The sequence below is a fragment of the Ramlibacter tataouinensis genome, from assembly GCF_027941915.1.
GTDB lineage: Bacteria > Pseudomonadota > Gammaproteobacteria > Burkholderiales > Burkholderiaceae_C > Ramlibacter > Ramlibacter tataouinensis_C.
In genome coordinates, this window is record NZ_CP116009.1 from 3,388,686 (window position 1) to 3,415,255 (window position 26,570).

At 70.8% G+C, this 26,570-nt stretch carries 28 protein-coding genes; 14 read left to right on the forward strand and 14 right to left on the reverse strand.

The features are described from left to right. The first annotated feature begins 2 nt into the window (after nucleotides 1–2). Genes PE066_RS16225 through PE066_RS16235 form a run of 3 tightly spaced genes read left to right on the forward strand, consistent with a single transcriptional unit; the run spans nucleotide 3 to nucleotide 2,328 of the window. Nucleotides 3–737, forward strand: a complete 735-nt coding sequence (locus PE066_RS16225) for an ABC transporter permease (protein WP_271233566.1) — start codon at nucleotides 3–5, stop codon at nucleotides 735–737. Continuing rightward, nucleotides 734–1,516 (forward strand): ATP-binding cassette domain-containing protein, encoded by a 783-nt coding sequence (locus PE066_RS16230; RefSeq protein WP_271233567.1) that lies wholly within the window; start codon nucleotides 734–736, stop codon nucleotides 1,514–1,516. The genes PE066_RS16225 and PE066_RS16230 overlap by 4 nt, the downstream gene beginning before the upstream one ends. After that, nucleotides 1,513–2,328 carry an extracellular solute-binding protein gene (locus PE066_RS16235; RefSeq protein WP_271233568.1) on the forward strand — a complete coding sequence of 272 codons (816 nt, stop codon included), beginning with the start codon at nucleotides 1,513–1,515 and terminating at the stop codon, nucleotides 2,326–2,328. Before PE066_RS16230 ends, PE066_RS16235 begins: the two co-directional genes overlap by 4 nt. Before the next feature lie 24 nt (nucleotides 2,329–2,352). On the opposite strand, the gene modC is transcribed toward PE066_RS16235, so the two are convergent. Genes modC through modA form a run of 3 tightly spaced genes read right to left on the reverse strand, consistent with a single transcriptional unit; the run spans nucleotide 2,353 to nucleotide 4,862 of the window. Then, complete coding sequence (modC, locus tag PE066_RS16240; RefSeq protein ID WP_271233569.1) at nucleotides 2,353–3,426, reverse strand: molybdenum ABC transporter ATP-binding protein; 1,074 nt, start codon at nucleotides 3,424–3,426, stop codon at nucleotides 2,353–2,355. Beyond that, nucleotides 3,423–4,106 carry a molybdate ABC transporter permease subunit gene (gene modB / locus PE066_RS16245; RefSeq protein ID WP_271233570.1) on the reverse strand — a complete coding sequence of 228 codons (684 nt, stop codon included), beginning with the start codon at nucleotides 4,104–4,106 and terminating at the stop codon, nucleotides 3,423–3,425. The genes modC and modB overlap by 4 nt, the downstream gene beginning before the upstream one ends. A gap of 3 nt (nucleotides 4,107–4,109) precedes the next feature. Then, entirely contained in the window at nucleotides 4,110–4,862 is a 753-nt protein-coding gene (gene modA, locus PE066_RS16250) for a molybdate ABC transporter substrate-binding protein (RefSeq protein WP_271233571.1), read from the reverse strand. Between the two features lie 67 nt (nucleotides 4,863–4,929). Between modA and PE066_RS16255 the strand changes: the two genes are divergently transcribed. After that, nucleotides 4,930–5,670 carry a TOBE domain-containing protein gene (locus PE066_RS16255; protein ID WP_271233572.1) on the forward strand — a complete coding sequence of 247 codons (741 nt, stop codon included), beginning with the start codon at nucleotides 4,930–4,932 and terminating at the stop codon, nucleotides 5,668–5,670. Between the two features lie 76 nt (nucleotides 5,671–5,746). Here the strand turns inward: PE066_RS16255 and PE066_RS16260 are convergent, their stop codons facing one another. Then, nucleotides 5,747–6,853, reverse strand: a complete 1,107-nt coding sequence (locus tag PE066_RS16260) for a helix-turn-helix domain-containing protein (protein WP_271233573.1) — start codon at nucleotides 6,851–6,853, stop codon at nucleotides 5,747–5,749. Nucleotides 6,854–7,009: 156 nt separating this feature from the next. Between PE066_RS16260 and PE066_RS16265 the strand changes: the two genes are divergently transcribed. The 9 genes from PE066_RS16265 to PE066_RS16305 all read left to right on the forward strand — a co-directional run bounded on the left by PE066_RS16265 (nucleotide 7,010) and on the right by PE066_RS16305 (nucleotide 16,880). After that, nucleotides 7,010–7,480 (forward strand): (2Fe-2S)-binding protein, encoded by a 471-nt coding sequence (locus PE066_RS16265; RefSeq protein WP_271233574.1) that lies wholly within the window; start codon nucleotides 7,010–7,012, stop codon nucleotides 7,478–7,480. 16 nt (nucleotides 7,481–7,496) lie between these two features. Then, on the forward strand, nucleotides 7,497–9,869 hold the full coding sequence (locus tag PE066_RS16270; RefSeq protein WP_271233575.1) for a xanthine dehydrogenase family protein molybdopterin-binding subunit: 2,373 nt from the start codon (nucleotides 7,497–7,499) through the stop codon (nucleotides 9,867–9,869). A gap of 22 nt (nucleotides 9,870–9,891) precedes the next feature. Then, on the forward strand, nucleotides 9,892–10,683 hold the full coding sequence (locus PE066_RS16275) for an FAD binding domain-containing protein (RefSeq protein WP_271233576.1): 792 nt from the start codon (nucleotides 9,892–9,894) through the stop codon (nucleotides 10,681–10,683). Between the two features lie 45 nt (nucleotides 10,684–10,728). Continuing rightward, nucleotides 10,729–11,616: an AAA family ATPase gene (locus PE066_RS16280; RefSeq protein WP_271233577.1), complete on the forward strand. Its 888-nt coding sequence runs from the start codon at nucleotides 10,729–10,731 to the stop codon at nucleotides 11,614–11,616. A 6-nt stretch (nucleotides 11,617–11,622) separates the two neighbouring features. Then, the gene (locus PE066_RS16285) at nucleotides 11,623–12,798 is read left to right on the forward strand and encodes a vWA domain-containing protein (RefSeq protein ID WP_271233578.1); all 1,176 of its coding nucleotides are present in this window, start codon (nucleotides 11,623–11,625) and stop codon (nucleotides 12,796–12,798) included. 17 nt (nucleotides 12,799–12,815) lie between these two features. Beyond that, nucleotides 12,816–13,382 (forward strand): CoxG family protein, encoded by a 567-nt coding sequence (locus tag PE066_RS16290; RefSeq protein WP_271233579.1) that lies wholly within the window; start codon nucleotides 12,816–12,818, stop codon nucleotides 13,380–13,382. Further along, nucleotides 13,322–15,451, forward strand: coding sequence for a TonB-dependent receptor family protein (locus PE066_RS16295; protein ID WP_440480539.1), 2,130 nt, complete (start codon nucleotides 13,322–13,324; stop codon nucleotides 15,449–15,451). The genes PE066_RS16290 and PE066_RS16295 overlap by 61 nt, the downstream gene beginning before the upstream one ends. 14 nt (nucleotides 15,452–15,465) lie before the next feature. Beyond that, nucleotides 15,466–16,536: an XdhC family protein gene (locus PE066_RS16300; protein ID WP_271233581.1), complete on the forward strand. Its 1,071-nt coding sequence runs from the start codon at nucleotides 15,466–15,468 to the stop codon at nucleotides 16,534–16,536. Between the two features lie 107 nt (nucleotides 16,537–16,643). Further along, entirely contained in the window at nucleotides 16,644–16,880 is a 237-nt protein-coding gene (locus tag PE066_RS16305; protein WP_271233582.1) for a hypothetical protein, read from the forward strand. Nucleotides 16,881–16,970: 90 nt separating this feature from the next. Here the strand turns inward: PE066_RS16305 and PE066_RS16310 are convergent, their stop codons facing one another. The 3 genes from PE066_RS16310 to PE066_RS16320 form a co-directional block, all read right to left on the reverse strand. Then, complete coding sequence (locus PE066_RS16310) at nucleotides 16,971–17,939, reverse strand: TRAP transporter substrate-binding protein (RefSeq protein WP_271233583.1); 969 nt, start codon at nucleotides 17,937–17,939, stop codon at nucleotides 16,971–16,973. A gap of 109 nt (nucleotides 17,940–18,048) precedes the next feature. After that, complete coding sequence (locus PE066_RS16315) at nucleotides 18,049–19,344, reverse strand: TRAP transporter large permease (protein WP_271233584.1); 1,296 nt, start codon at nucleotides 19,342–19,344, stop codon at nucleotides 18,049–18,051. Further along, nucleotides 19,337–19,846, reverse strand: a complete 510-nt coding sequence (locus PE066_RS16320) for a TRAP transporter small permease (RefSeq protein WP_271233585.1) — start codon at nucleotides 19,844–19,846, stop codon at nucleotides 19,337–19,339. The genes PE066_RS16315 and PE066_RS16320 overlap by 8 nt, the downstream gene beginning before the upstream one ends. Before the next feature lie 121 nt (nucleotides 19,847–19,967). On the opposite strand from PE066_RS16320, the gene PE066_RS16325 reads away from it, so the two are divergent. Then, nucleotides 19,968–20,513 (forward strand): DinB family protein, encoded by a 546-nt coding sequence (locus PE066_RS16325; RefSeq protein WP_271233586.1) that lies wholly within the window; start codon nucleotides 19,968–19,970, stop codon nucleotides 20,511–20,513. Nucleotides 20,514–20,608: 95 nt separating this feature from the next. On the opposite strand, the gene PE066_RS16330 is transcribed toward PE066_RS16325, so the two are convergent. Genes PE066_RS16330 through rpsA form a run of 7 tightly spaced genes read right to left on the reverse strand, consistent with a single transcriptional unit; the run spans nucleotide 20,609 to nucleotide 26,486 of the window. Next, nucleotides 20,609–21,034, reverse strand: coding sequence for a ComEA family DNA-binding protein (locus PE066_RS16330; RefSeq protein WP_336298430.1), 426 nt, complete (start codon nucleotides 21,032–21,034; stop codon nucleotides 20,609–20,611). A 59-nt stretch (nucleotides 21,035–21,093) separates the two neighbouring features. Beyond that, entirely contained in the window at nucleotides 21,094–22,089 is a 996-nt protein-coding gene (gene rfaD / locus PE066_RS16335) for an ADP-glyceromanno-heptose 6-epimerase (RefSeq protein WP_271233587.1), read from the reverse strand. Nucleotides 22,090–22,105: 16 nt separating this feature from the next. Then, entirely contained in the window at nucleotides 22,106–23,038 is a 933-nt protein-coding gene (rfaE1, locus tag PE066_RS16340) for a D-glycero-beta-D-manno-heptose-7-phosphate kinase (protein ID WP_271233588.1), read from the reverse strand. A 2-nt stretch (nucleotides 23,039–23,040) separates the two neighbouring features. Then, complete coding sequence (gene lapB, locus PE066_RS16345; protein WP_271233589.1) at nucleotides 23,041–24,171, reverse strand: lipopolysaccharide assembly protein LapB; 1,131 nt, start codon at nucleotides 24,169–24,171, stop codon at nucleotides 23,041–23,043. After that, nucleotides 24,161–24,430, reverse strand: a complete 270-nt coding sequence (locus PE066_RS16350; RefSeq protein WP_271233590.1) for a LapA family protein — start codon at nucleotides 24,428–24,430, stop codon at nucleotides 24,161–24,163. The genes lapB and PE066_RS16350 overlap by 11 nt, the downstream gene beginning before the upstream one ends. 31 nt (nucleotides 24,431–24,461) lie before the next feature. After that, complete coding sequence (locus tag PE066_RS16355; protein WP_271233591.1) at nucleotides 24,462–24,764, reverse strand: integration host factor subunit beta; 303 nt, start codon at nucleotides 24,762–24,764, stop codon at nucleotides 24,462–24,464. 45 nt (nucleotides 24,765–24,809) lie between these two features. Further along, nucleotides 24,810–26,486 (reverse strand): 30S ribosomal protein S1, encoded by a 1,677-nt coding sequence (gene rpsA, locus PE066_RS16360; RefSeq protein WP_271233592.1) that lies wholly within the window; start codon nucleotides 26,484–26,486, stop codon nucleotides 24,810–24,812. Nucleotides 26,487–26,570 lie beyond the last annotated feature (84 nt).

Below are 26,570 nucleotides of genomic sequence, written 5' to 3' on the forward strand. Positions count from 1 at the left end.
CCATGAGCACCTTCACCGAGAGTGCCTCCACCGCATTCGGCCTCATCGGCGGTGCCGATCCGGTGCTGCGGTCCATCGTTGCGCGCTCGCTCAGCGTGAGCGGCACCGCCACCGCGATCGGCTGCGTGGCCGGCGTGGTGCTCGGCGCCTGGCTCGGCGTGGCGCGCTTCCGCGGCCGCGACGCGGTGCTCACCGTGCTGAACACCTTCCTCGCGCTGCCGTCGGTGGTGGTCGGGTTGGTGATCTACCTGCTGCTGTCGCGCACCGGGCCGCTCGGCTTCCTCGGCTGGCTGTTCTCGTTCCAGGCGATGGTGCTGGCGCAGGCCGCGCTGGTGCTGCCGGTGTGCACGGCGCTCACGCGCCAGGTGGTGGAGGACGTCGAACGCGCGCAGGGCGAGCAACTCGCCTCGCTCGGCGCCGGCAGCTTCCTGCGCAGCGCCATCCTGGCCTTCGACCAGCGCTTCGCGCTGCTCACGGTCCTGATCGCCTGCTTCGGCCGGGCGGTGTCCGAAGTCGGTGCGGTCATGATCGTGGGCGGCAACATCGACGGCTTCACGCGGGTGATGACCACCGCGATCGCGCTGGAGACCTCCAAGGGCGACCTGCCGCTGGCGCTGGCGCTGGGCAGCGTGCTGCTGTCGGTGGTGCTGCTGCTCAACGCCGCCATCGCGCTGCTGGCGCGCTGGCGCGGCGCATCGCACGAGCGCCCGCTGGCGATGGACGGAGCGGCGGCATGAGCCTGGCCTGGCCGCCCGAAGACGCTCCGCCCGCTGCGCTTGCCGCCGACCGCACCGGCCATCGAGGCGCGGGCCAGCCATCGAGCGCCGTGCTGCAGGTGGACCACGCCGACGTGCGCTTCGGCGCCGTGCATGCCTTGAAGCGGGTGAACCTGCGCGTCGCTGCCGGCGAGCGGGTGGCCCTGATCGGCCCCAACGGCTGCGGCAAGAGCACCCTGCTGCGCCTGCTGCACGGCCTGCTGCGCCCGGTCGCCGGCGCGCTGCAGCGCGACCCTGCCGTGCCGCAGGCCATGCTGTTCCAACGGCCCTTCATGCTCGCCACCACGGCGCAGAACAACGTCGCGCTCGGCTTGTGGATCCGCGGCGCGCGCTGGCGCGAGGCCCGCGCGCAGGCGCTGCCCGCGCTGGCGCGCGTCGGCCTGCGCGAGCTGGCGAACCGCAACGCCCGCACCCTGTCCGGCGGCCAGCAGCAGCGCCTGGCGCTGGCGCGGGCCTGGGCGCTGCGGCCCGGCGTGCTGCTGCTGGACGAGCCGACCTCGAGCCTCGATCCGCATGCCAAGCGCGACGTCGAGGCGCTGATGGCGGATTTCGCGGCGACCGGCATGACGCTGGTGTTCGCCAGCCACAACCTGGGGCAGGTCAAGCGCCTAGCCACGCGCGTTCTGTACCTGGAGACCGGCCGCCTGCTGGCCGACCTGCCGGTGCGCGACTTCTTCGAAGGCCCGCTGGCGGCGACGTCGCCCGAGGCCGCACTGTTCGTCAAGGGAGAACTGGGATGAAGCTCGAGCACCTGTGGGCAGCGGCCGCCGTGGTGGCGCAGTTCCTGGCCGTCGGCCCGGCCCTGGCACAGGCCGCGATCACGATGGCCTCGACCACCTCCACCGAGCAGTCGGGCCTGTTCACCCAGCTGCTGCCCGAATTCAAGAAGGCCACCGGCATCGACGTGAAGGTGGTCGCGGTCGGCACCGGCCAGGCGATCGACAGCGCCCGCCGCGGCGACGCCGACGTGCTGTTCGTGCACGACCGCGCGGCCGAGGAGAAGTTCGTGGCCGACGGCTTCGCGGCGCGCCGCTACCCGGTGATGTACAACGATTTCGTGCTGGTCGGCCCCAAGGCCGATCCGGCCGGCACCAGGGGAAACGACATCGTCGAGGCGCTCAAGAAGATCGCCGCGAGCAACGCCCCCTTCATCTCGCGCGGCGACAAGAGCGGCACCCATGCGGCCGAGCTGCGCTACTGGAAGCAGGCCGGCCAGGAGGCCAAGGGCGGCGGCTACAAGGAATGCGGCTGCGGCATGGGCCCCGCACTGAACATCGGTGCCTCCAGCGGCGCGTACGTGCTCACTGACCGCGGCACCTGGCTGAGCTTCAAGAACCGCGGCGACCTGGCGGTGCGGGTGGAAGGCGACAAGCGCCTGTTCAACCAGTACGGCGTGATGGTGGTCAGCCCGCAGAAGCACCCGCACGTGAAGGCCGCCGAGGCGCAGAAGTTCGTCGACTGGATCACCTCGCCCGCCGGCCAGCGGGCCATCGCCGCCTACAGGATCGGCGGCGAGCAGCTGTTCTTCCCGAACGCGGGTACCGCCAACTGAAGCGACTAGCTGCCGCGGGCGTGGTCAGGCCACCAGCGCCGCCGACTTGACCTGGGCCCATACGGCCGCGCCCGGCGCCAGCCCGAGTTGGTCGACCGCCCGCGCGGTGATGCGCGCCAGCAGCACCGAATCGCCGCAGGCGATCTGCACCAGCGCCTGCGAGGGGTGCGCGCCGGATGCGATGGCGCGCACCGTGCACGGCAGCACGTTCTGGATGCTGCTGCGCTCCGGCGGCTGCAGCGCCAGGCTCACGTCGCGCGCCAGCACGCGCACCCGCACGGCGGCGCCGGTCGCCAATCCGGTTTCCTGCACCCACAGGGCGCCGCCGTCGAAGCGCGCCTGCGCCAGGTGCCAGTGCGCGTCACGCCCGGCAATGGTGGCGTGCAGCAGGGCGCCGGGCTCCTCGCCGGGAACTGCAGGCAGGTCGATGCGCGCCAGGATTTCGGTGAGCGGACCGCAGGCGCGCACCGCGCCGGCTTCCAGCAGCACGAGGTGGTCGGCCAGCCGCGCCACCTCGTCGCCCGAGTGGGTGACGTACAGCATGGGGATGCGCAGCTCGTCGCGCAGGCGCTCCAGCCAGGGCAGGATCTCGCGCCGGCGCGAGAGATCGACGGCGGCCAGCGGCTCGTCCAGCAGCAGCACGCGCGGCCGGGTGGCGAGGGCGCGGGCGATGGCCACGCGCTGGCGCTCGCCGCCGGACAGCTGCCAGGGCCGGCGATCCAGCAGGCTGGCGATGCCCAGCAGCTCCAGCAGCGGCTGCAGGCTCTCGCGGCCGCCGCCACGCTTTTGCGCGAAGGCCAGGTTGCCGCGCACGTCGAGGTGATCGAACAGGCTGGCTTCCTGGAACACGTAGCCCAGTGCGCGCCGGTGCGTGGGCATGAAGAGGCGGGTTCCGGAGTCCTGCCAGAGCTCGCCGGCCATCGCGATGCGCGCCGGCTCGGCCCGCTCCAGTCCGGCGACGCAGCGCAGCAGCGTGGTCTTGCCCGATCCCGAGGCGCCGAAGATGGCGGTGATGCCCGAGGCCGGCAGTCGCAGGTCGACATCGAGCGTGAAATCGGCGCGCGCGAGCCGGGCGCGGATCTCCAGCGGCGCGCTCATCCGAGCACCCGCGTGCTGCGGCGGTTGAGCAGGGCCAGCGCCAGCAGCACCGCGAAGGAGAATGCCAGCATGGCGGCCGACAGCGCGTGCGCCTGGCCGTACTGCAGCGCCTCCACGTGGCCGTAGATCTGGGTGGAGACCACGCGGGTCTGCTCGGGGATGTTGCCGCCGATCATCAGCACGACGCCGAACTCGCCCACTGTGTGCGCGAAAGTCAGCACCGCGGCCTGCACGATGCCGCCGCGCGAGAGCGGCAGCACCACGTGGAAGAAGCTGTCCCAGGGGCCGGCGCGCAGGGTCGCGGCGGCTTCCAGCGGGCGCCGTCCCACCGCATCGAAGGCGTTCTGCAGCGGCTGCACCGCGAACGGCAGCGAGTACACGATGGACCCCAGCAGCAGCCCGCCGAAGGTGAAGGGCAGCAGGCCCAGGCCGAGCGCCTGGGTGAGCTGGCCGCCCCAGCCCTGCGGTCCCAGCGAGACCAGCAGGTAGAAGCCCAGCACCGTCGGCGGCAGCACCAGCGGCAAGGCCACCACGGCCGACACCGGCCCGCGCCAGCGCGAGCGCGTGCGGGCCAGCCACCAGGCGAGCGGCGCCGCCAGCACCAGCAGGGCCAGGGTGGTGGCAGTCGCCAGTTCCAGCGTCAGCCGGATCGCCTGCAGGTCATCGGTGCTGAAGGTCATCGGTCAGAACGTGTAGCCGTAGCCGCGCAGCACGGTGCGCGCCGGCTCGCTGCGCAGGTACTCCAGCAGCGCGCGGGCGGCTTCGCTGGAGGCACCGGGATTCAGCAGCACGGCATCCTGCCTCAGCGGCGCGTGCAGGTCGGCGGGGACCAGCCAGGCCGAGCCGCGCGTGATGCGGCCGTCGGCCATCACCTGGGCCAGCGCGACGAAGCCCAGGCGCGCATTGCCGGTGGCGACGAACTGGAAGGCCTGGCCGATGTTCTCGCCTCGCACCAGGTGCGGCTGCCAGGCGGCGAGCACGCCCAGCTTCGTGAGCGTCTCCAGGGCGGCCGCGCCGTAGGGCGCGACGAGCGGATCGGCGATGGCCAGCTTGCCGGCCGGCGGCTGGCGCAGCACCGCGCCCTGGGCATCCACGGCGGCGGCATCGGCACTCCACAGCGCCAGCCGGCCGGTGGCATAGGTGAAGCGGGTGCCGCGCACCCCGTGGCCCTCCTGCTCCAGCTTCGCCGGCGTTTCGTCGTCGGCCGCCAGCAGCACCTCGAAGGGCGCACCGTTGCGGATCTGCGCATGGAACTTGCCGGTGGATCCCAGCGCCACCACCGCCTTGTGCCCGGTGGCCGCCTCGAAGCCGGCCGCGATCTTCTGCATCGGCGCCGCCATGTTGGCGGCGACGGCGACCTGCACGCTCCCGGCGCGCGCTGGAAGGGACAAGGCAGCCAGCAGGGCGAGGAGGGTGGCAGCGAGTGTGCGGGACATGGCGGGACGCGCTATTCAAAAAAGGAATAGCGAAAGTATAGGCGGGGGCGTGCGGCACAATTTCCGCATGCCCCGAAAGAACCTGCAGCTCGCCGGCGCCCTGGGCCAGGCCTCGGCCGACAAGCGCGTCGAGATCCTGCGGCGCGTGGCGGCCGTGGGCTCCATCTCGCAGGCCGCGCGCGACGCCGGCGTGAGCTACAAGGCTGCGTGGCAGGCGCTGGACACGCTCAGCAACCTGGCCGGTGCGGCACTGGTGGTGCGCGCGGTCGGCGGAGCCGGCGGCGGCGGCGCGCACCTGACGCCGGCGGGCGAGCAGGTGCTGCGCGCGGCCGGCGAAGTGGCCCGGGCCCGCGACGCCGTACTGCAGAAACTGCGCCCGGGCGCTCCCGCGCTCGGCGCGCTGGGCTTGCGCACCAGCATGCGCAACCAGCTGCCCGGCCGCATCCGCCGCATGCGGCTGCAGGCCGGCGCCATGGAAGTGGAACTGGAGCTGGCCGGCGCCGTGCTGCGCTCGCGCATCACGCGCGAGAGCGCCCAGCTGCTCGGGCTGGCCAGGCAGCAGGAGGTGCTGGCCCTGTGCAAGGCCACGGCCGTGGAGGTGCGCGCCCAGCTGCCGGCGCACTGGGGCGACAACCTGCTGGCCGGCGCGATCACCCGCGCGCCGCGGGCGCAAGGCGGCGAAGTGGCCCTCGCGCTGGATGGCGGCCTGCAGCTGGTCGGCTTCGCCGGCGCCGGCAGCGGCCTGCGGGTCGGCCACGCTGCCTTCGCGCGGGTCGATCCCTCGGCCGTGGTGATCGCGCTGCCGTAATTGGGGTCAGATACGAATTTCGGCCGCTTTGGGCGCGTTGCGCCAAATCACCGGCTGCGCGGGGGTGACGAACTGCTCAGCCCCGCCTGCCCAGCTTGCGATACACCGTCGCCCGGCTGATGCCCAGCATCTTTGCTGCCGCCATGACGTTGCCGCGGGCGTCGCGCACGGCTTTGCGGATCAGCTCGGTTTCCAGGTCGCGCAGCGGCAGCCGCTGGTCCGGGGCCGCGGGGCGCGGCTCGATCGCCTGGCCGGGCGACTGCGCCAGCACCTGCAAGGTCAGGCCCGACCACAGTGGCACCTCGATCGCGGGCCCGCCGGCTGCATCGAACAGCGACTCCCAGGCCAGCGCGAGCAGCTCGCTGCAGTGCACCGGTGCGACCGCCGGACGCCCCAGCATCTCGCGCGACGCCGGGTTGGCGCCGACCACCCAGCCGTCGCGGTCCAGGCACAGCAGGCCGTCCTGCTCATCGAAAGGCCGGCCGGGCCAGTTCAGCCGGAGCAGCAATGCGTGGGGCCGCGCCAGCACCAGCGCGTTCTCGATGCTGCGGGCCGACTGCGCGGCCAGGTGCTTGAGCTCGGGCCGTTCGGGCGCTTCGATGCCGGTCAGGTCCAGCATGCCGGCGCAGGCCCCGTCGGGGTCGAACACGGGCGCGCCGGCACAGCTGTAGATGCTGGTGTCGCGAAAGAAGTGCTCGCCGCGGTGCAGCCACACCGGCTGCAGTTCGCCCAGCGCGGCGCCGATCGCCGTGGTGCCCACCGCGCGCTCGGACAGGTCCACGCCGACGCGCGTGATCAGGTGCGCGCGCGGATCGCTGCGGTCGATCGGCCCGTCGACGCCGATCACCACGCCCTGTGCATCGGTGAGGATGGCGAAGTAGCGGCTGTGCGCAATGGCGCGCGCCAGCCGGTCGAGCACCGGGCGCGCCGCCGCCAGCAGCGGGTGGCTGGCGTCCTCGGCGCGGCGCGCCGCCTGCGCGGGCACCAGGTCGAACGCGACCCGCTGCTCGGGCCGGTGGCCGTGTGCCAGGCAGCGCCGCCAGGAGCGCTCGATCCAGCTTTGTTCGAACCAGGTGCCGACCAGCACATCGGTGGCCGAGCTGCCCTCCACCAGCACGGCGCGGCGCGCCTGCTCGATCTGCTGCAGGCGGTGCTCGGCGGGGTCGTGGGCGGTGGCGCTCATCGGTGGGGCGGATGCCCGCGAAAGGGGCGCGGGCGAACCATTGTTCCATTTTGAGAATTTCGGATGAAGGGCGCGCCGCACTAGGGTTTCGCCTAGGAAGGGGCCTGCGGGGCGATCCAAGAATGGTCCGTTCCCCAGACGAACCAGGAGACCCGCATGCAGGTTCAATTCACGGTCAACGGCCGCGCCGAACGCATCGACGTTCCCCCCCACACCCTGCTGGTCACCGCGCTGCGCGAGCACCTGCGCCTGACCGGCACCCACGTGGGCTGCGATACCGCGCAGTGCGGGGCCTGCACCGTCATCGTGAACGGCCGCGCCATCAAGTCGTGCAACACGCTGGCCGTGCAGCAGGAGGGCGCCGACATCACCACCATCGAAGGCATCGCCCAGCCCGACGGCACCCTGCACCCGATGCAGGCCGCGTTCAAGGACTGCCACGGCCTGCAATGCGGCTTCTGCACGCCCGGCATGGTGATGAGCGCGCTCGACCTGTGCCGCCAGAACCCGAATGCCAGCGACCAGCAGATCCGCGAGCAGCTCGACGGCAACATCTGCCGCTGCACCGGCTACCAGAACATCGTCAAGGCCGTGAAGCAGGGCATGGCCGCCACGGCCAAGGCCTGAGCGAAGGAGAACGACCATGGGTGCATCCGATTTCGCCAGCCTGCCGCACATCGGCGAGTCCGTCCGCCGCAAGGAGGACCTGCGCTTCCTCACCGGCGCCGGCCAGTACACCGACGACATCCAGCTGGCCAACCAGCGCTGCGCGGTGTTCGTGCGATCGCCGCACGCGCACGCGAAGATCAATTCCATCGACACCTCCGCGGCCAAGGCCATGCCTGGCGTGCGCGCCGTGTTCACCGGGGCCGACCTGGAAGGCAAGGTCAACGGCCTGCCCTGCGGCTGGCTGATCACCGGCACCGACGGCCAGCCGATGAAGGAGCCGCCGCACCCGGTGCTGGCCCAGGGCAAGGTGCGCTACGTCGGCGACGCCGTCGCCATGGTGGTGGCCGACACGCAGCAGCAGGCCAAGGATGCGGCCGAGGCGGTGGCGATCGACTACGACGTGCTGGGCGCCTGCACCGACGTGCGCGACGCGCGCACCTCGCCGGCCTTGCACGACGCCGCGCCCGACAACCACTGCTACCAGTGGGCGATCGGCGACAAGGCCCAGGTCGATGCGGCCTTTGCCGCAGCGGCCCACGTCACCAGGCTCGACCTGATCAACAACCGGCTGATCCCCAACGCGATCGAGCCGCGCTCGGCCATCGGTTCGTACAACCGTGGCACCGACGAGTACACGCTGTACGTGGCCAACCAGAACCCGCACGTCGAGCGCCTGCTGATGACGGCGTTCGTGCTGGGCCTGCCCGAGCACAAGGTCCGCGTGATTGCGCCCGACGTGGGCGGCGGCTTCGGCTCCAAGATCTTCCTGTACGCCGAGGACGTGGCGCTGACCTGGGCGGCCAAACAGCTCAACTGCGCCATCAAGTGGACGGCCGAACGCAGCGAGTCGTTCCTCACCGACGCCCACGGCCGCGACCACGTGTCGCACGCCGAGATGGCGATGGACAAGGACGGCAAGTTCCTGGCGCTGCGGGTGCACACCGATGCCAACCTCGGTGCCTACCTGTCGACCTTCTCGACGGCGGTGCCGACCATCCTCTACGCCACCCTGCTGGCGGGCCAGTACGCCACCCCGCAGATCCACGTCGAGGTGGATGCCTGGTTCACCAACACCGCGCCGGTCGATGCCTATCGCGGGGCCGGCCGGCCCGAGGCCACCTACCTGCTGGAGCGCCTGGTCACCCGCTGCGCCTGGGAGATGGGGCTGGGCCAGGACGAGATCCGCCGGCGCAATTTCGTCACCCAGTTCCCGTACCAGACGCCGGTTGCGTTGCAGTACGACACGGGCGACTATCCCGCCTGCATGGACAAGGCCAACGCGCTGGCCGAAGTCGAAGGCTTCGCCGAGCGCCGCAAGGCCAGCGAGGCCAAGGGCCTCAGGCGCGGCATCGGCTACAGCAGCTACATCGAGGCCTGCGGCATCGCGCCGTCCAACATCGCGGGGGCACTGGGCGCGCGCGCCGGCCTGTTCGAGTGCGGCGAGATCCGCGTGCACCCGACCGGCAGCGTGACGGTGTTCACCGGCGCGCACAGCCACGGCCAGGGCCACGAGACCACCTTCGCGCAGGTGGTGGCGGCGCGCCTGGGCATCCCGGTCGAGAACGTCGACGTGGTGCACGGCGACACCGGCCGCGTGCCGTTCGGCATGGGCACCTACGGCTCGCGCTCGATCAGCGTGGGCGGCGCGGCCATCATGAAGGCGCTGGACAAGATCGAGGCCAAGGCCAAGAAGATCGCGGCGCACCTGATGGAGGCCAGCGACGCCGACATCGAGTTCGCCAACGGCGAGTTCAAGGTCAAGGGCACCGACAAGAAGATCCCCTTCGGCCAGGTGGCGCTGACGGCCTACGTGCCGCACAACTACCCGCTCGACAAACTGGAGCCGGGGCTGAACGAGACGGCGTTCTACGACCCCGCCAACTTCACCTTCCCGGCCGGCACCTACATCTGCGAGGTGGAGGTCGATCCCGCCACCGGCGTGGTGCGCATCGACCGCTTCACCGCGGTGGATGACTTCGGCACCATCATCAATCCGATGATCGTCGAAGGGCAGGTGCACGGCGGCCTGGCGCAGGGCATTGGCCAGGCCCTGCTGGAGAACTGCGTGTACGACCGCGAGAGCGGGCAGCTGCTCACCGGCACGCTGATGGACTACGCGCTGCCGCGCGCCGTCGACATCCCCGAGTTCCGCCTCGACACGGTGTGCACCCCCTGCACCCACAACCCGCTGGGCACCAAGGGCTGCGGCGAAGCAGGGGCGATCGGCTCGCCGCCTGCCGTGATCAACGCGGTGCTGGACGCGGTGCGCGACCTGGGCGTCAAGGACCTCGACATGCCCGCCTCGTCCGCCCGCGTGTGGCAGGCCATCCAGCAGGCCACCGCCTGAGCGCCGACAGCAGGAGCAAGCCATGTACGCATTCACCTTCGAACGTCCTTCCACCCTGGGCGATGCGGCCAAGCTGGCCGCCGCCGGCGCCAGGCCGCTGGCCGGCGGCCAGACCCTGCTGGCTTCCATGAAGCTGCGCCTGGCCAACCCGGAGAACCTGGTCGACCTGGGCGGCATCCGCGAACTGTCGGGCATCCGCCGCGACGGCAACCAGCTGGTGATCGGCGCCATGGCGCGCCACGCCGAGGTCGCCGCCAGTGACGACGTGAAGTCCGCCCTGCCGGCGCTGGCCGAACTGGCCGGCGGCATCGGCGACCGGCAGGTGCGCAACCTGGGCACGATCGGCGGCTCGCTCGCCAACAACGACCCGGCCGCCTGCTACCCGGCCGCGGTGCTGGCCCTGGCTGCAACCATCAAGACCACGCACCGGGAGATCCCGGCCGACGAGTACTTCACCGGCCTGTTCGGCACGGCCCTGGAGGATGGCGAGCTGATTACCGCGGTGCGCTTCCCGATCCCGCGCCGGGCCGCCTACATGAAGTTCCGCCAACCGGCCTCGCGCTTCGCGCTGATTGGCGTATTCGTGGCGCAGGGCGCCAGCCAGGTGCGGGTCGCCGTGACCGGCGGCGGCAACGGCGTGTTCCGGCACGAGGGGCTGGAGCAGGCGCTTACCAGCAGCTTCGCGCCGGAAGCCGCGGCCGGGGTGGAGATCTCGGCCGACGGGCTGTCCAGCGACCTGCATGCCACGGCCGCCTACCGCGCCAACCTGATCGGCGTCATGGCGCAAAGGGCGGTGGCCCAGGCGCTGGGCTGAGCGCCGTGAACGAAAGCCTCGCCAGCGCGCGAGCCTGCTCCTGAAGTGCCGGACAGCATCGACGAACTGCAGCAGGCGCTGCGCGGCGCCGGCTACTTCGCTGACCGCCGTCTTGCGACCGCGGCCTTCCTGGCGCTGCGGTTGCAGCGGCCGCTGCTGCTGGAGGGCGAGCCGGGCGTGGGCAAGACCGAGCTGGCCAAGGCGCTGGCGCAGGCACTGGGGCGCGAGCTGCTGCGCCTGCAGTGCTACGACGGGCTGGAGCAGCGCGACGCGCTCTACGAATGGAACTACGCCGCCCAGCTGTTGCACATGCGGGCGGTGGAGGGCACCGAGTCGGCCGACGAGGTCGAGCGCGAGGTCTACCAGCCGCGCTACCTGATCCGCCGGCCCCTGTTGCAGGCGCTGCAGGCGCCGCCGCCGGGCGCGCTGCTGCTGATCGACGAGGTGGACCGCGCCGACGAGCCGTTCGAGGCCTTCCTGCTGGAGTACCTGGGCGAGTACCAGGTCAGCATCCCGGAGCTGGGCGTGGTGCGCGCCGCCACGCCGCCGGTGACCATCCTCACCAGCAACCGCACGCGCGAGCTGCACGACGCGGTCAAGCGCCGCTGCCTGTACCACTGGGTCGACTACCCGGACCGCGAGCGCGAGCTGGCGATCGTGCAGGCGCAGGTGCCGGGGCTGGGCGAGGCGCTGGCCCGGCAGGTCGCCGACTTCGTCGCGCGCCTGCGCAACCAGCCCTTCGCCGACGCCTTCCAGCGCTCGCCCGGCATCGCGGAGAGCGTGGAGTGGGCGCGCGCCCTGGTGGCGCTGGACACCCTGGCGCTCGATCCCGAAGTGGTCACCGACACCGCCGGCATCCTGTTCAAGCAGCGCGAGGACGTGGCCGCGCTGACCACGGACATGGCTGCGGCCCTGCTGAAGCCGCCGGCCTGAGGGCGCATGCAGCTCGGCGACGCCCGCACCGGCAAGCTGGCCGCCAACATTGCCGCCTTCGGCCGCGCGCTGCGGCGCGCCGGCGTGCCGGTGGACAGCGCCCGCATCGCGCTGGCCGGCCAGGCCGCCGCGCTGGTGGGGGTGGACCGCAAGGCCGACCTGGCCGCCGCGCTGGAGGCGACGCTGGTCTGCCGTGAGCAGGACCGCAGCATCTTCGCCGAGCTGTTCGAAGCCTTCTTCCGCGACCCCGACTTGGCGGCCAAGCTGCTGGCACAGATGCTGCCGCGCTCGCCCGGCACCGCCGAGCCCTCGCGCCGCCCGCGGGTGCGCGAGGCGCTGTCGCCACCGCGCCCGCCGGCCGGCGCGGGCCGGACGCGCAAGGACACCGACGTGGACCTCGACGCCGCGATGACGGCCAGCGAGCAGGACCGCCTGCGCCATGCCGACTTCAATGCACTGGGCGCCACCGAGTACCGGCTGGTGGAGCGGCTCGCGCGCGAGATCGCCCTAGCGGTGCCGGAAGTGCCCAGCCGCCGCACGCTGGCGGGCGGACGCGGCCGGCGCCCGCACTGGGCCCGCACGCTGCGCGAGGCGGGCCGCAGCGGCGGCGAGCTGCTGCGCCTGCTGCAGCGGCGCCGCCGCACGGCGCCGCTGCCGCTGCTGGTGCTGGTGGACGTGTCCGGCTCGATGGAGCGCTACGCGCGGCTACTGCTGGCTTTCCTGCACGCCGCCACCCGCGGCCTGCGGCGCGACGTCTTCGCCTTCGGCACCCACCTGAGCGACCTGGGCCCGGCGTTCCGGCTGGCCGACACCGACCACATGCTGGCCGCCGCCGCGGCCGCCATCGACGACTACGGCGGCGGCACCCGGCTGGGCGAATCGCTGGCCGCCCTGCGCCGCCAGCACCGCCGCCGGCTCGTCGGTGGCCGCACCCTGGTGCTGCTGATCAGCGACGGGCTGGACACCGGCGAACCGCAGGCACTGGCGCACGAACTGGACTGGCTGCGCCTGCACAGCCGGCGCCTGCTGTGGCTCAATCCGCTGCTGCGCTTCGACGGCTACCAGCCGCTGGCGCGCGGCGCCGCGGTGCTGAACCGCAAGGCCCATGGCATGCTCGCCGTGCACAACCTGGCCCGGCTGGAAGACCTGGCGGCAGCCATCGCGGCCGTGATGAAGACCTAGAACGAAGGAAGCGCACCATGGAGATGCAAGGCAGCCGCGCGCTGGCGGCGACGCAGCAGCAGGCCTGGGAGGGGCTGAACGACCCCGAGGTCCTGAAGGCCTGCATTCCCGGCTGCGAAAGGATCGAGCGGGTGGCGGACGACCGCTTCAACGTCGGCCTGGCGATCCGGGTCGGGCCGGTGGCCGCGAAGTTCACCGGCAAGATCACGCTGTCGGACGTGCAGGCCCCGCGCAGCTACACGCTGGCCTTCGACGGGCAGGGCGGGGCCGCCGGCTTCGGCAAGGGCACGGCCAAGGTCGAGCTGGCGCCCGCGGGCAGCGGCTGCGACCTCGCATACGCCGTGCAGGCGCAGGTGGGCGGCAAGATCGCCCAGGTCGGCCAGCGGCTCATCGATGGCGTGGCGCGCTCCATGGCCGAGGACTTCTTCAAGCGCTTCGATGCCGAGATGCAGCGGCGCTACCCGCCGGCCGGGGCGCCCGCGGCAGCGCCCACGCCAGCACCTGAGCGACCCACAATCGCCCCATGGCTCTGGATCGTGATCGCCGCCGCCGTGGCAGCCGTCGGGTATTGGCTGCTGCGCTGAGCGGGGCCGCCGCGTTCGGCGCGGCGGGCGCGGCTGTCGCACAGGTCGAAGGCGACGCCGGCCGCCGCAGCCTGGCGCCGCTGACGGTCACCGTCAACCCGGGCCTGGAGCAACCCGTCTTCGACGCGCCGGCTTCCATCGACGTGATCCCCGGCGAGGTGCTGCGCGAAGGGCAGCTGCAGGTCAACGTGTCCGAGGCGCTCGCGCGCGTACCCGGCGTGGTCGCGCTCAACCGGCAGAACTACGCGCAGGACCTGCAGATCTCGCTGCGCGGCTTTGGCGCCCGTTCCACCTTCGGCGTGCGCGGCATCCGCCTGTACGTGGACGGCATCCCGGCCACGGCGCCCGATGGCCAGGGCCAGGTGTCGCACTTCGACCTGTCGTCGGCCGGGCGGCTGGAGGTGCTGCGCGGGCCGTTCTCGGCGCTGTACGGCAATTCCTCGGGCGGCGTGATCAGCCTGTTCACCGAGGACGGCGGCCCCGACACGGTCGCCCACCTTGGCACGGCGGCGGGCAGCGACGGCGTGCAGCGGCACAACGCGCGCCTGTCCGGCGAAAGCGGATCGCTGCAGTACACCCTGAGCGCGCTGCGCTTTCGCACCGACGGCTGGCGCGAGCACAGCGCGGCCGAGCGCACCACCCTGAACGGCAAGCTGCGCTGGCGCCTGTCCGACGACACCCGGCTGACGCTGGTGGGCAATGGCGTGGACATGCCGGGCGTGCAGGATCCGCTGGGGCTGACGCGCGCGGCCTTCGAGGCGAATCCGCGCCAGGCCGTCGCCGGCGCGACGCAGTTCGACACGCGCAAGAGCGTGCGCCAGCAGCAGCTCGGGCTGATCCTCGAGCAGCGGCTCGATGCCGACAACGACCTGAGGCTGACCGCCTACGGCGGCGAGCGCAGCACACTGCAGGTCCTTGCGATCCCGGTGGCCGTGCAGGCGCCGCCCACGCAGGCCGGCGGCGTGGTCGACCTGGACCGCAGCTACCAGGGTCTGGACGCACGCTGGATCCGGCGGCTGCGCTGGGCCGGCCGGCCGGCCACGGTCACCGCCGGGGTTGCCGTGGATCAGGTGCGCGAGGACCGGCGCGGCTTCGAGAACTTCGCCGGGGCCACGCTGGGCGTGATCGGCGCGTTGCGGCGCGACGAGGACAACCGCGCGCGCAACTTCGACCAGTACCTGCAGGCCGAGTGGGCGGCGGGCGAGCGCTGGAGCCTGTCGGCCGGCGTGCGCCACTCCACGGTGCGGATGCGATCGCGCGACCGCTTCATTGCACCGGGCAACCCGGACGACAGCGGCAGCGTTCGCTTCTCGGCCTTCACGCCGGCCCTGGGCGTGGTCTACCACCTCAGCGAGAACGCCAACCTGTACGCGTCGGCGGGACGCGGCTTCGAGACGCCGACGCTCAATGAGATCTCCTACCGGGCCGGCGGGCTGCCGGGCCTGAACTTCGACCTGAAGGCCGCGAGCAGCCGGCAGTGGGAGGTCGGCGCCAAGCTGAAGGACGGCAGTGGCTGGCAGTTGCAGGCGGCCCTGTTCCAGGCGAGCACCCGCAACGAGATCGTGGTGCTGAGCAACACCGGGGGGCGCAGCGTGTTCCAGAACGCCGGCGCCACCCGCCGCCAGGGCGTGGAGCTGGCCGCCGATGGTCGCTGGGCCGCCGGCTGGTCGGGCCGGCTGGCGGCCACGCTGATCGACGCGCGCTACCGCAGCGGCCCCTTCGACGGCGCCCGCCTGCCCGGCGTGCCGCGCACCCAGGTCTTCGCCGAGCTCGCCTGGGAACACCGGCCGTGGGGCTTGCAGGCGGCGCTGGAATGGCGGCGCACGGGGCGCATCGCGGTCGACGACGCCAATTCCGATGCCGCGCCGGCGGCGGCCACGGCCAACCTGCGGCTGTCGCTGGAGCAGGCGGTGGGCCGCTGGACCTTGCGGGAATTCGCCCGCATCGACAATCTCGCCGACAGGGCCTACGCTGGCTCGGTGATCGTCAACGAAGGCAATGGCCGGTTCTTCGAGCCGGCGCCGGGTCGCAGCTGGCTGGTGGGCATCAGCGGCTCTTATCGGTTCTGAAGCGGAGGCTGGCCATGGAGAACCTGGACGTATTGGTGCTGCGCACGCTGCGCGACTGGCGCCGCGTGGGGCGGCGGGCGCTGCTGGCGACGGTGGTGCGCACCTGGGGATCGTCGCCGCGGCCGGTCGGCTCCATCATGGCCCTGGCGGACGACGGTGCGGTGGTCGGCTCGGTCTCCGGTGGCTGCATCGAGGACGACCTGATCTACCGCTTCACCCAGGCCGATGCCTTGGGCGGCAAGGCGCGCACCATCCCGAGCGGGCCGCCGGGCTTCGTCAAGTACGGCGTCACCGCCGACGAGGCGCACCGCTTCGGCCTGCCCTGCGGTGGCACGCTGGAGCTGCTGCTGGAGTACGACCCCGACCCGGGTAGCCTGGACGAGCTGGTCACGGCCCTGGAAGCGGGCCGGCTCATGCGCCGAACGGTGCGGCTGGCCGACGGCGTCGTCACGCAGGAGCCGGCCGACACGCCCTCGGAGCTGGGCGTGGACGAGGAGCGCATGGCCAACACCTTCGGCCCCGAGTACCGGATGCTGCTGATCGGCGCCGGCCAGCTCACCGAGTACCTGGCGACCATGGCGCTGTTCAGCGGCTTCTCGGTGACGGTGTGCGACCCGCGCGAGGAGTACCGCAGCGGCTTCGACGTGCCCGGCGCCACCCTGCTCAAGGACATGCCCGACGACGTGGTGCAGGCGTTCCGGCCCGACCGGCGCAGCTGCGTGGTGGCGCTGACGCACGACCCCAAGCTCGACGACCTGGCCCTGCTGGAGGCGCTGGAGACCGACGCGTTCTATGTCGGCGCGATCGGCAGCCGCCGCAACAACGACGCCCGGCGCGAGCGCATGATCGAGCACTTCGGCCAGACCGAGGCCTCGCTGGCGCGCCTGCGCGGGCCGATCGGCATCTACATCGGCAGCAAGACGCCGCCGGAGATCGCGGTCAGCGTGATGGCCGAGATCCTGGCGGTCAAGAACGGCGTGCCGCTGCCGCGCGACATGGACGTGGCGCAGGCCAAGAACCAGCTGGCGATCCAGGCCAACGATCCGGGCGAGCTGGTGTGCGCGCCCGGGCGCATGGCCGGATGAGCAATGCAACGGCCGCTGCAAGTTGTTGCCGCCTAGGGTTTGCCAGCAGCTGGCCGGGGAACGGGCGCAGTAGCTTGCGGCTCTTGCCAACCTCCTCGGGAGCCGCCATGCGCAAACTCGTCCTGATCCTCGGCCTGTCGCTCGCCGGGGCTGCCTGGGCCCACAACTGTCCCAACGAGATGAAGGCCATCGACGCCAAGCTGCAGACCCACCCGGAGTTGTCCAAGGCCGATGCCGACAAGGTCGCCAAGCTGCGCGCCGACGGCGAGCGGCTGCACAAGGCCGGCAAGCACGACGAGTCGATGGCGGCGCTGGGCGAGGCCAAGAAGCTGCTGGGCATCTGAGGCCCCGAGGTAGGCGCTCGCCGCCGACCCGGAAAGCAGAAAGCCGGGCGCGGGGCCCGGCTTTCGCTCTTCCAGGAAGTCGTGGACCGGCTACATCTTCCGGTACGCGTCCACCAGCTGCTTGCCCTCGGGGCCGGCCTTGTCCAGCCATTCCTTGAGCATGGTGTCGCCGACCTTCTGCATGTCGGCCTTGAGTTGCGGCGACGGCTGGTGGATCTGCATGCCGTTGGCCTTGAGCTTTTCCAGCGTCTCCGTGTTCGCCTTCCTGCTGGCGGCCCAGCCGCGGGACTCGGCCTCGGCGCCGGCCTTGAGCAGGGCGTCCTGGGTGGCCTTGTCCAGCGCGCCGAAGGCGGCCTTGTTGACGATCACCGCGTTCTTGGGCAGCCAAGCCTGGGTGTCGTACCAGTTCTTGATGTGCTCGTAGGTCTTGGTGTCGTAGCCGGTGGAGCCGGACGACATGTACGACTCGATCACGCCGGTGGCCATGGCCTGCGACAGCTCGGCCTGCTGGACCGTCACCGGCTGCGCACCCACCAGTTCGGCGATGCGGGCGGTGGCCGGGCTGTAGGCGCGCCACTTCAGGCCCTTCATGTCGGCGGCCGAGTTGATCGGCTTTTTGCTGTAGATGCCCTGCGGCGGCCAGGCCACCGCATACAGCAGCATCATGCCCTGCTCGCCCAGCTTCTTGTCCAGCAGCGGCTTCTGCGCCTGGTACAGCTTCATGGCCTCGTCATAGCTGTCGGCAAGGAAGGGCACGCCGTCGGCGCCGAAGACCTGCCACTCGTTCTGGAAGTTCACCAGCAGGATCTCGCCGATTTGGGCCTGGCCGCCCTGCACGACGCGCTTGATCTCGGGCGCCTTGTAAAGCGAGGCATTGGGATGCACCGTGATCTTGAGCTTGCCGCCGGTGGCCTTGTCCACGTCGCCGGCGAACTTCACCAGATTCTCGGTATGGAAGTTGCTGGCCGGGTAGGCGGCCGGCAGGTCCCACTTGGCCTGGGCCATGGCCTGCGCCGAAAAGGCCAGCACCGCGGCGGTGAGGGCGAGCTTGATTCTCATGATGCGCTCCGGGGAAGTTCGACGGGTGGAAAGCCGGCTCAGGATACGGGCTGGGCCCCGGCCGCGGATTCGGTGTAACCCCAACCGCGGTGTCCCCCGCAGCCGCCCCTCACATCTTGGAGGGCAGCCAGGTGGCCATGCCCGGGAACCACCACAGCAGCAGCAGCATGGCGCACATCAGGATGAAGAAGGGCAGCGTGACGCGCGCGATCCAGGTGATCTCCTTGCCGGTCATGCCCTGCAGCACGAACAGGTTGAAGCCCACCGGCGGGGTGATCTGCGCCATCTCGACCACGATGACGATGAAGATGCCGAACCAGATCAGGTCGATCTGCGCGGCCTGCACCGTCGGCAGGATCACGCCCATGGTCAGCACCACCATGGAGATGCCGTCCAGGAAGCAGCCCAGGATGATGTAGAAGACCGTCAGGGCGACGATCAGCCCGAACGGCGACAGGCCCAGCGAGCCGACGAACTCCGCCAGGTTGCGCGGCAGGCCGATGTAGCCCATCGACAGGGTCAGGAAGGCGGCGCCCGCCAGGATCAGCGCGATCATGCAGTACAGGCGGGTGGCGCCCAGCAGCGATTCGCGGAAGGTCTCCCAATTGAGGGACCGCTGGGCCGCCGACAGCAGCAGCGAGCCCACCACGCCCACCGCGGCGGCCTCGGTGGCCGTGGCGATGCCGGTGTAGATCGACCCCAGCACGGCCGCGATCAGCACCACCACCGGGATCAGGTGGCGCGACTCGTGCACCTTCTGCCCGAAGGTCAGCGCCTGCTCCGCGGGCGGGACGCGGCCGCGGTTCAGGACCGACCACAGGCCCAGGTAGCCGGAGAACAGCGACGCCAGCAGGATGCCGGGGATGATGCCGGCGACGAACAGCCGCGCGATCGAGACGTCGGCCGTCACGCCGTAGACGATCATGATGATCGAGGGCGGGATCAGCAGCCCCAGCGTGCCGGCGCCGGCCAGCGAGCCGATGGTGATGTCCTCCGGGTAGCCGCGCCGGCCCAGCTCGGGCAGCGTCATCTTGCCGATGGTGGCGCAGGTGGCGGCCGAGGAGCCGGACACCGCCGCGAAGATGGTGCAGCCGATCACGTTGGTGTGCAGCAGGCGGCCGGGCAGGCGGCCGACCCAGGGCGCCAGGCCGCGGAACATGCTCTCGCTCAGCTTGGTGCGGAACAGGATCTCGCCCATCCAGATGAACAGGGGCAGGGCGGTGAGCGTCCAGCTCGAGGACGAGCCCCAGACCGTCACGGCCATCGCGTCGCCGGCCGGACGCGAGGAGAACAGCTCCATGCCGATCCAGGCCACGCCGGCCAGCGTCAGCCCGATCCAGACGCTGCTGCCCAGCAGGGCGAACAGCGCGACGATCAGCAGCGCGGTGATGGCGACGTCACTCATTGTGCAAGGCCTCCGCGGGTTCCGCGGCGTGGCGGCGGCCGCTCAGCTCCTGCACCCATTCGTCGACGAAGGCCACCAGCAGGATCACCGTGCCCAGCGCCATCGCGATCTGCGGGATCCACAGCGGCGTGGCGTCGTTGGCGGTCGAGATGTCGTTCAACTGGTAGGACACGATCGCCAGCCGTACCGAGTAGAACGCGAACAGGCCGGCCAGCAGCACCGCGGCGCTCAGCGCCCACATCTCCAGCCCGTGCCGCGCGCGGCCCTTCAGGCGCCCCAGCAGCAGGGTGACGCGGATGTGCTCGTTGCGCTTGAGGGTGTGGGCCAGCGCCAGGAAGCCGGCCGCCGCCATCGCGTAGCCCGCATAGGCATCGGTGCCCGGCACGTGGAAATCCAGCTGTCGGCTGACGATGGACAGCAGCACCATCGCCAGCACGCCGATCATGGCCAGGGCCGCCAGCCAGGCGGCGCCGTCGTAGAGGGAATCCAGCAGTCTTCGCATCCGGGTGGCTCCTTGGCGCCAGCCCACGACCGTGTGTGCCGGACGCCGGATTCTCCCTCAGCCGTGCAGGCTTGCCGCCCGTTGATACCCGCATGCGGCAGGCTTGACACAATGCGGCGCCATGGACACCGACGCCGCTGCAGCCTTCCTGGCGAACTACCGCTTCCTGGCCGGCTACAACCGCTGGTTCAACGAGCGGCTGTACGACGCCTGCGAACGCCTGCCGGCCGACGAGCGCCGGCGCGACCGGGGCGCCTTCTTCGGCTCCATCCACGGCACCCTGAATCACCTGGTGTGGGGCGACCGCATGTGGCTGCGCCGCTTCGCGACGCAAGGCGTGGTCTTCGCCAGCCTGACCGAGGCGGTACTGGCGCTGCCTGAGGGCGCCGTGCATGAAACCTTGCTGTACGAGGACTGGATCGAGCTGCGCCAGGCGCGCCGCGCGCTCGATGCGGCGGTCGAGGGCTGGACCGCCGAGATGGCGGCCGGCTTTCCGCTCGCCACCATGCGCTACGCCAACACCAGGGGCGTGCCGCGCGAGCACCCGACCTGGCAGGCATTGACCCACTTCTTCAACCACCAGGCCCATCACCGGGGGCAGGTGACCACGCTGCTGGCGCAGGCGGGCGTGGACCCGGGCGTCACCGACCTGATCGCCCGCGTCTGAGGCGTAGCAGGGTGACGTTGGAAGGAGAAAGACCCGCCGAAGCGGGTCTCGAGGGCATGTGGGCCTCAGCGTGCAGCCGCAGCCTGCAGGCGCTGCTACTTCTTGGCGGCGCTGGCAGCCGGCCTGGCAGCCGCGGCCTTGTCGTCCTTCTTGTCGGCCTTGGCTTCGCCCTTCGCCTGCTGCTTGTCCGCCTTGGCTTCAGCCTTGGCGTCCTTGCCGGCCTTGCCATTCGCCTTGGCCGCGCTGCTCGCCGGCGTGTAGCCCTTGCCGCCGACGGTCAGGCCGGCTTCGGACAGGTGGGTGGCGCGTGCCTCGCCCACGCCCTTGACCCGGGAGATGAAGTCGTCCCAGCTCTTGAAGTCGCCCTTCTTGCGCTCCTGGATGATGAGCTTGCTGGTGCCGGGGCCGATGCCCTTGACGCTGTCGAGCTCGGCTTCGGTGGCCTTGTTGACGTCGACCGCCGCCATGGCGAGCGTCGCCGACAGCAGCACGAGGGCGGCCAGGATCTTCTTGATCAGCATGGGGTGTCTCCTTGGGGAAGTTGGAAACCCCTCAACGGGCGCGGCGTCGCGCCGTTGACTCAGGCCGCCGGCTGGGCCAGCGCCGCCATGTACTGCGCCACGCCCGACTGCACATCGGCGAAGGCATGTTCGCAGCCGGCCTCGCGCAGGGCCGTCAGGTCAGCCTGCGTGTAGCTCTGGTACTTGCCGCGCAGCGCATCGGGAAAGGGGATGTACTCCAGCAGGGCCTGCTGCGCGGCCGAAGCCGCGGTATGGGCGGAGCCCGAGAGTGAAGAAACGACGGCAGCGGCCACGTCGTTGAACGGCTGGGCCCGGCCGGTGCCCAGGTTGAAGATGCCGGATTTCTCCGGGTGGTCGAAGAACCACAGCTTGACGGCCACCACGTCGTCGATGAAGACGAAGTCGCGCCGCTGCTCGCCGGCCGCATAGCCCCCGTACTCGCCGAACAGGCGCACCTTGCCCTGTTCGCGGAACTGGTTGAACTGGTGGAAGGCGACGCTGGCCATGCGGCCCTTGTGCTGCTCGCGCGGGCCGTAGACGTTGAAGTAGCGGAAGCCCGCCACCTGGCGCTTGCTGCGGCGGAAGTCGGCACCGCATTCGCGCCGCATGCGCTGGTCGAACAGCAGCTTGGAGTAGCCGTACACGTTCAGCGGCCGCTCGAACTCGGGCGTTTCGCGGAAGGTGTCGGAGCCGCCATAGACCGCGGCCGACGACGCATACAGCAGCCGGGTGCCGCGCTGGCGGCAGGAATCGAACAGCGAGCAGGACAGGCCGTAGTTGTTGTCCATCATGTACTTGCCGTCCTGCTCCATGGTGTCGCTGCAGGCGCCCTCGTGGAACACGGCCTCGACCTTGCCGAACGCGCCGTCGGCGAAGGCCTCGTAGAACTCGTCGACATCGAGGTAGTCCTCGATCTGCAGGTCGGCCAGGTTGCGGAACTTGTCGCCCTGGGTCAGGTCGTCGACCGCGATGACGTTGTCGATGCCGCGGGCGTTCAGGCCCTTGACGATGTTGCTGCCGATGAACCCGGCGGCGCCGGTGACCACGACTCTCATGCTGGCTGTCCTTGCTTCATCCGCCGAATAGTTCTTGGTACGACACCGTCGCGGTGCCGAACTTGCCGACCACGATGCCGCCGGCCTTGTTGGCCAGCGGCATGGCCTTGCGCAGCGGCAGGCCGGCCGCTACCAGCGTGGCCAGTGTGGCGATCACGGTGTCGCCGGCGCCGGTGACGTCGAACACCTCGCGCGCCTGGGCCGGCTCGTGCAGCTCGCCGGCGGCGTCGAACAGGGCCATGCCGTCCTCGCCGAGGGTGACCATCAGCGTGTCCAGCCGCAGCTCCTCGCGCAGGCGCTGGGCCTTTTCGCGCAACTGGGCCTCGTCGCGCCAGCCGCCCACCACCTGCTGCAGCTCGGCCCGGTTGGGCGTGATCACCGTCGCCCCGGCGTAGCGCGCGTAGTCGCTGCCCTTGGGGTCGACCAGCACCGGCTTGCCCAGGCTGCGGGCCCGCTCGATCATGCGCGGGATGTGGGCCAGCCCGCCCTTGCCGTAGTCGGAGAACAGGATCGCCTGGTGCGCCGGCGCGAGCTGGGCAAAGGTCTCGTTCTGCAGCGCCAGGGCTTCGTGGTCGGGCTCGTTCTCGAAATCCATGCGCAGCAGCTGCTGCTGGCGGCCGATGACGCGCAGCTTCACCGTGGTCTTCAGGCCGGGATCGCGCTTGAGGTGGGTCTCGATGCCGGTGGATTGCAGCAGGGCCTGCAGCCGGCGGCCGGGCTCGTCGTCGCCGACGACGCCCAGGAAGCTGGCCTGCGCGCCCAGGGTGGTGACGTTGTAGGCCACGTTGGCGGCGGCGCCGATGCGCTCTTCCTCGCGGCTGACCTTCACCACCGGCACCGGCGCCTCCGGCGAGATGCGGTCCACCGCGCCATGCCAGTAGCGGTCGAGCATGGCGTCCCCCACCACCAGCACGCGGGCGGCGGCGAGTCGTTGCTTGTCCAGTTTCATGTTCAGAGTTCTTCTACGCGGCGCGGCGGATAGCTGTCCCAGGCCTGGCAGCCGGGGCACTGCCAGAAGTGCTGCTTGGCCTCGAAGCCGCAGGCGGCGCAGCGGTAGCGGGTGAGCGGCTTGGCCGCATGTTCCAGCGCGCGCTGCACCCGTCCATGGTAGTTCTGGTGTTCCAGCCTTTCGTCGGCCAGCCACTTGGCCGCCGCCACCAGCGAGGGCTCGCGCTCCAGGTGGCGCACGTACCAGTCGCGTGCCTGGCCGTCGGCCTCCAGAGAGGCGATGGCGTCCAGCACGTCCAGCGAAGGTGACAGCTCGTAGCTGTGCTTGAGCAGGGACAGGGCCTTGCCCTCCATCCCGCAGGCCGCGGCGTACTGCGCCAGCGGCCGTGCCAGCAGGGGGATGCTGGCGGGCGACGACTGGCCCAGCCGCGAGAGTGTTTCGAACGCACCCGCGGCATCGCCCGCCTTGCGCTGCAGCGCGGCCAGCTCGATGGCGGGGCGCGGCGCCGAGGGCGCTGCCTGGTGCGCCTGCCGCAGCAGCGCCTCGGCGGGCCCGGCGTCCGCCAGTGCGGCCTGCTCGCACAGATAGTGCGCGCGCCGGCTGTCGAAGTTGCCCTGGCCGGCTGCCTCCAGCCGGCGCGCCACCTCGGCCGCCTGGACCCAGTCGCGCGAGCGCTCGTAGATCGCCAGCAGCGCCAGCAGGGCCTGCTCCTCGAAGGCCGAGCCCTCCAGCTTGCGCAGCGCCTCCTCGGCGCGGTCGAGCAGGCCGGCCTTGAGGAAGTCCAGCGCCAGGGCGTGCTGGGCCCGCTGGCGCTCGGCCCGGCTCAGGTCGCCGCGCGAGAGCAGGTGCTCGTGCACCCGCACGGCGCGCTCGTACTCGCCGCGGCGGCGGAACAGGTTGCCCAGCGCGAAGTGCAACTCGGAGGTGTCGGGGTCGTTGCGCACCGCCTCGATGAAGGCGTCGATGGCCTGGTCCTGCTGCTCGTTGAGCAGGAAGTTGAGGCCGCGGAAGTAGGCCTTGGGCGCTTGCCGGTTCTCGATGCGCAGCTGGCGCAGGTCCAACCGCGAGGCCACCCAGCCCAGCACGAAGGCAATGGGCAGTCCCCACAGCAACCAGGCCAGGTCAAATTCCATGGGTGTCACCGGTCGATGTCGGGTTTGCATCGGCCGGTGCGCGCCGGGCGGCCGTCCGCTGGCGCCACCAGCGCGGCACCATGCCCGCCGCGCCGATCACCAGCCCGGCGGCAAAGGCGGCCAGCACCACCAGCACCAGCGGCCCGCTCCAGGAGGTCCCGAAGAAGAAGTGCACGGTGGCCACGTGCTGGTTGTTCAGCGCGAAGGCGAACAGGGTGAAAAAAATGGCTGCCTTGAGCAGCCACATCAGATACTTCATCCGGCTCCTTGGGGTCGCCGAATTCTAGGGGTTACTGGCCCTGCATCTCGCGCGTTCGCTCGTCCACTGCCTCGCGCAGGGCCTTGCCCGGCTTGAAGTGCGGCACGCGCTTTTCGGGGATCTGCACGCTCTCGCCCGAGCGCGGGTTGCGGCCCAGGCGCGGCGGCCTGCGGTTGATCGAGAAGCTGCCGAAGCCGCGGATCTCGATGCGGTGGCCACGCACCAGTGCCTCGCCCATGGCGTCGAGGATGGCCTTGACGGCGTACTCGGCGTCGCGATGGGTGAGCTGGCCGAAGCGGGCGGCCAATTCCTCGACAAGGTCGGATCGGGTCATGCGCAAGGACAAGGGTGCCGCAGGCACCCTTGTTTTCCCCTCGGTTTACCGATCCAGCTTGGCCTTGAGCAGCGCGCCCAGGTTGGTCGTTCCCGCGTTCTCGCGCGACGACTGCTGGCTCAGGCTGGCCATGGCACCCTGCTCGTCGGCCATGTCCTTGGCCTTGACCGACAGCTGGATGTTGCGCGTCTTGCGGTCGATGTTGACCACCACGGCGCTGACCTCGTCGCCTTCCTTGAGCACGTTGCGCGCGTCTTCCACGCGGTCGCGGCCGATCTCGGAGGCACGCAGGTAGCCCATGATCTCGTGGCCCAGGTCGATCTCGGCGCCCTTGGGGTCGACCGTCTTGACCTTGCCGGTCACGACGGAGCCCTTGTCATGCACCGACACGAAGGTGGTGAACGGGTCGGCGTCGAGCTGCTTGATGCCCAGGCTGATGCGCTCGCGGTCCACATCGACGGCCAGCACGATGGCGTCGACTTCCTGGCCCTTCTTGTAGTTGCGCACGGCCTGCTCGCCCGCCTCGTTCCAGGACAGGTCGGACAGGTGCACCAGGCCATCGATGCCGGCCGCCAGGCCGACGAACACGCCGAAGTCGGTGATCGACTTGATCGGGCCCTTGACGCGGTCACCGCGGCGGGTGTTCTGCGCGAACTCCTGCCAGGGGTTGGCCTTGCACTGCTTCATGCCCAGGGAGATGCGGCGCTTGTCCTCGTCGATCTCCAGCACCATGACTTCGACCTCGTCGCCCAGCGAGACGATCTTGGAGGGCGCGACGTTCTTGTTGGTCCAGTCCATCTCGGACACGTGCACCAGGCCTTCGATGCCGGGCTCGAGTTCGACGAAGGCGCCGTAGTCGGCGATGTTGGTGACCTTGCCGAACATGCGGGTGCCCTGCGGGTAGCGGCGCGACACGCCCATCCAGGGGTCGTCGCCCATCTGCTTGAGGCCCAGCGAGACGCGGTTCTTCTCGGTGTCGAACTTGAGGATCTTGGCCGTGATCTCCTGGCCGGCCTGCACCACCTCGCTGGGGTGGCGCACGCGGCGCCAGGCCATGTCGGTGATGTGCAGCAGGCCGTCGATGCCGCCGAGGTCGACGAAGGCGCCGTACTCGGTGATGTTCTTGACCACGCCGTGGACGATGGCGCCTTCCTTGAGCGTCTCCATCAGCTTGGCGCGCTCCTCGCCCATCGAGGCCTCGACCACCGCGCGGCGGCTCAGCACCACGTTGTTGCGCTTGCGGTCGAGCTTGATGACCTTGAACTCGAGGGTCTTGTTCTCGTACGGGGCCAGGTCCTTGATCGGACGGGTGTCGATCAGCGAGCCGGGCAGGAAGGCACGGATGCCGTTGACCAGCACCGTCAGGCCGCCCTTGACCTTGCCGCTGGTGGTGCCGGTGACGAAGTCGCCGGACTCCAAGGCCTTTTCCAGCGCCATCCAGGACGCCAGGCGCTTGGCCTTGTCGCGCGACAGGATGGTGTCGCCGTAGCCGTTCTCGATGGCGTCGATGGCCACCGAGACGAAGTCGCCGACCTGGACTTCGACTTCGCCCTTGTCATTCTTGAATTCGTCGAGCGGGACGTAGGCCTCGGACTTCAGCCCGGCGTTGACGACGACGAAGCTGTGCTCGATGCGCACGACCTCGGCGGTGATGACCTCGCCCTGGCGCATTTCGGCGCGCTGGAGCGATTCCTCGAATAGGGCGGCAAAGGATTCGGACATTCGGTTTCCTTGCACGTCGGCAGGTTTCCACCGGCACCATTGCCGATGTTGCTAGGACTGCGACGGCGGTTGCTTGCGGCTCGG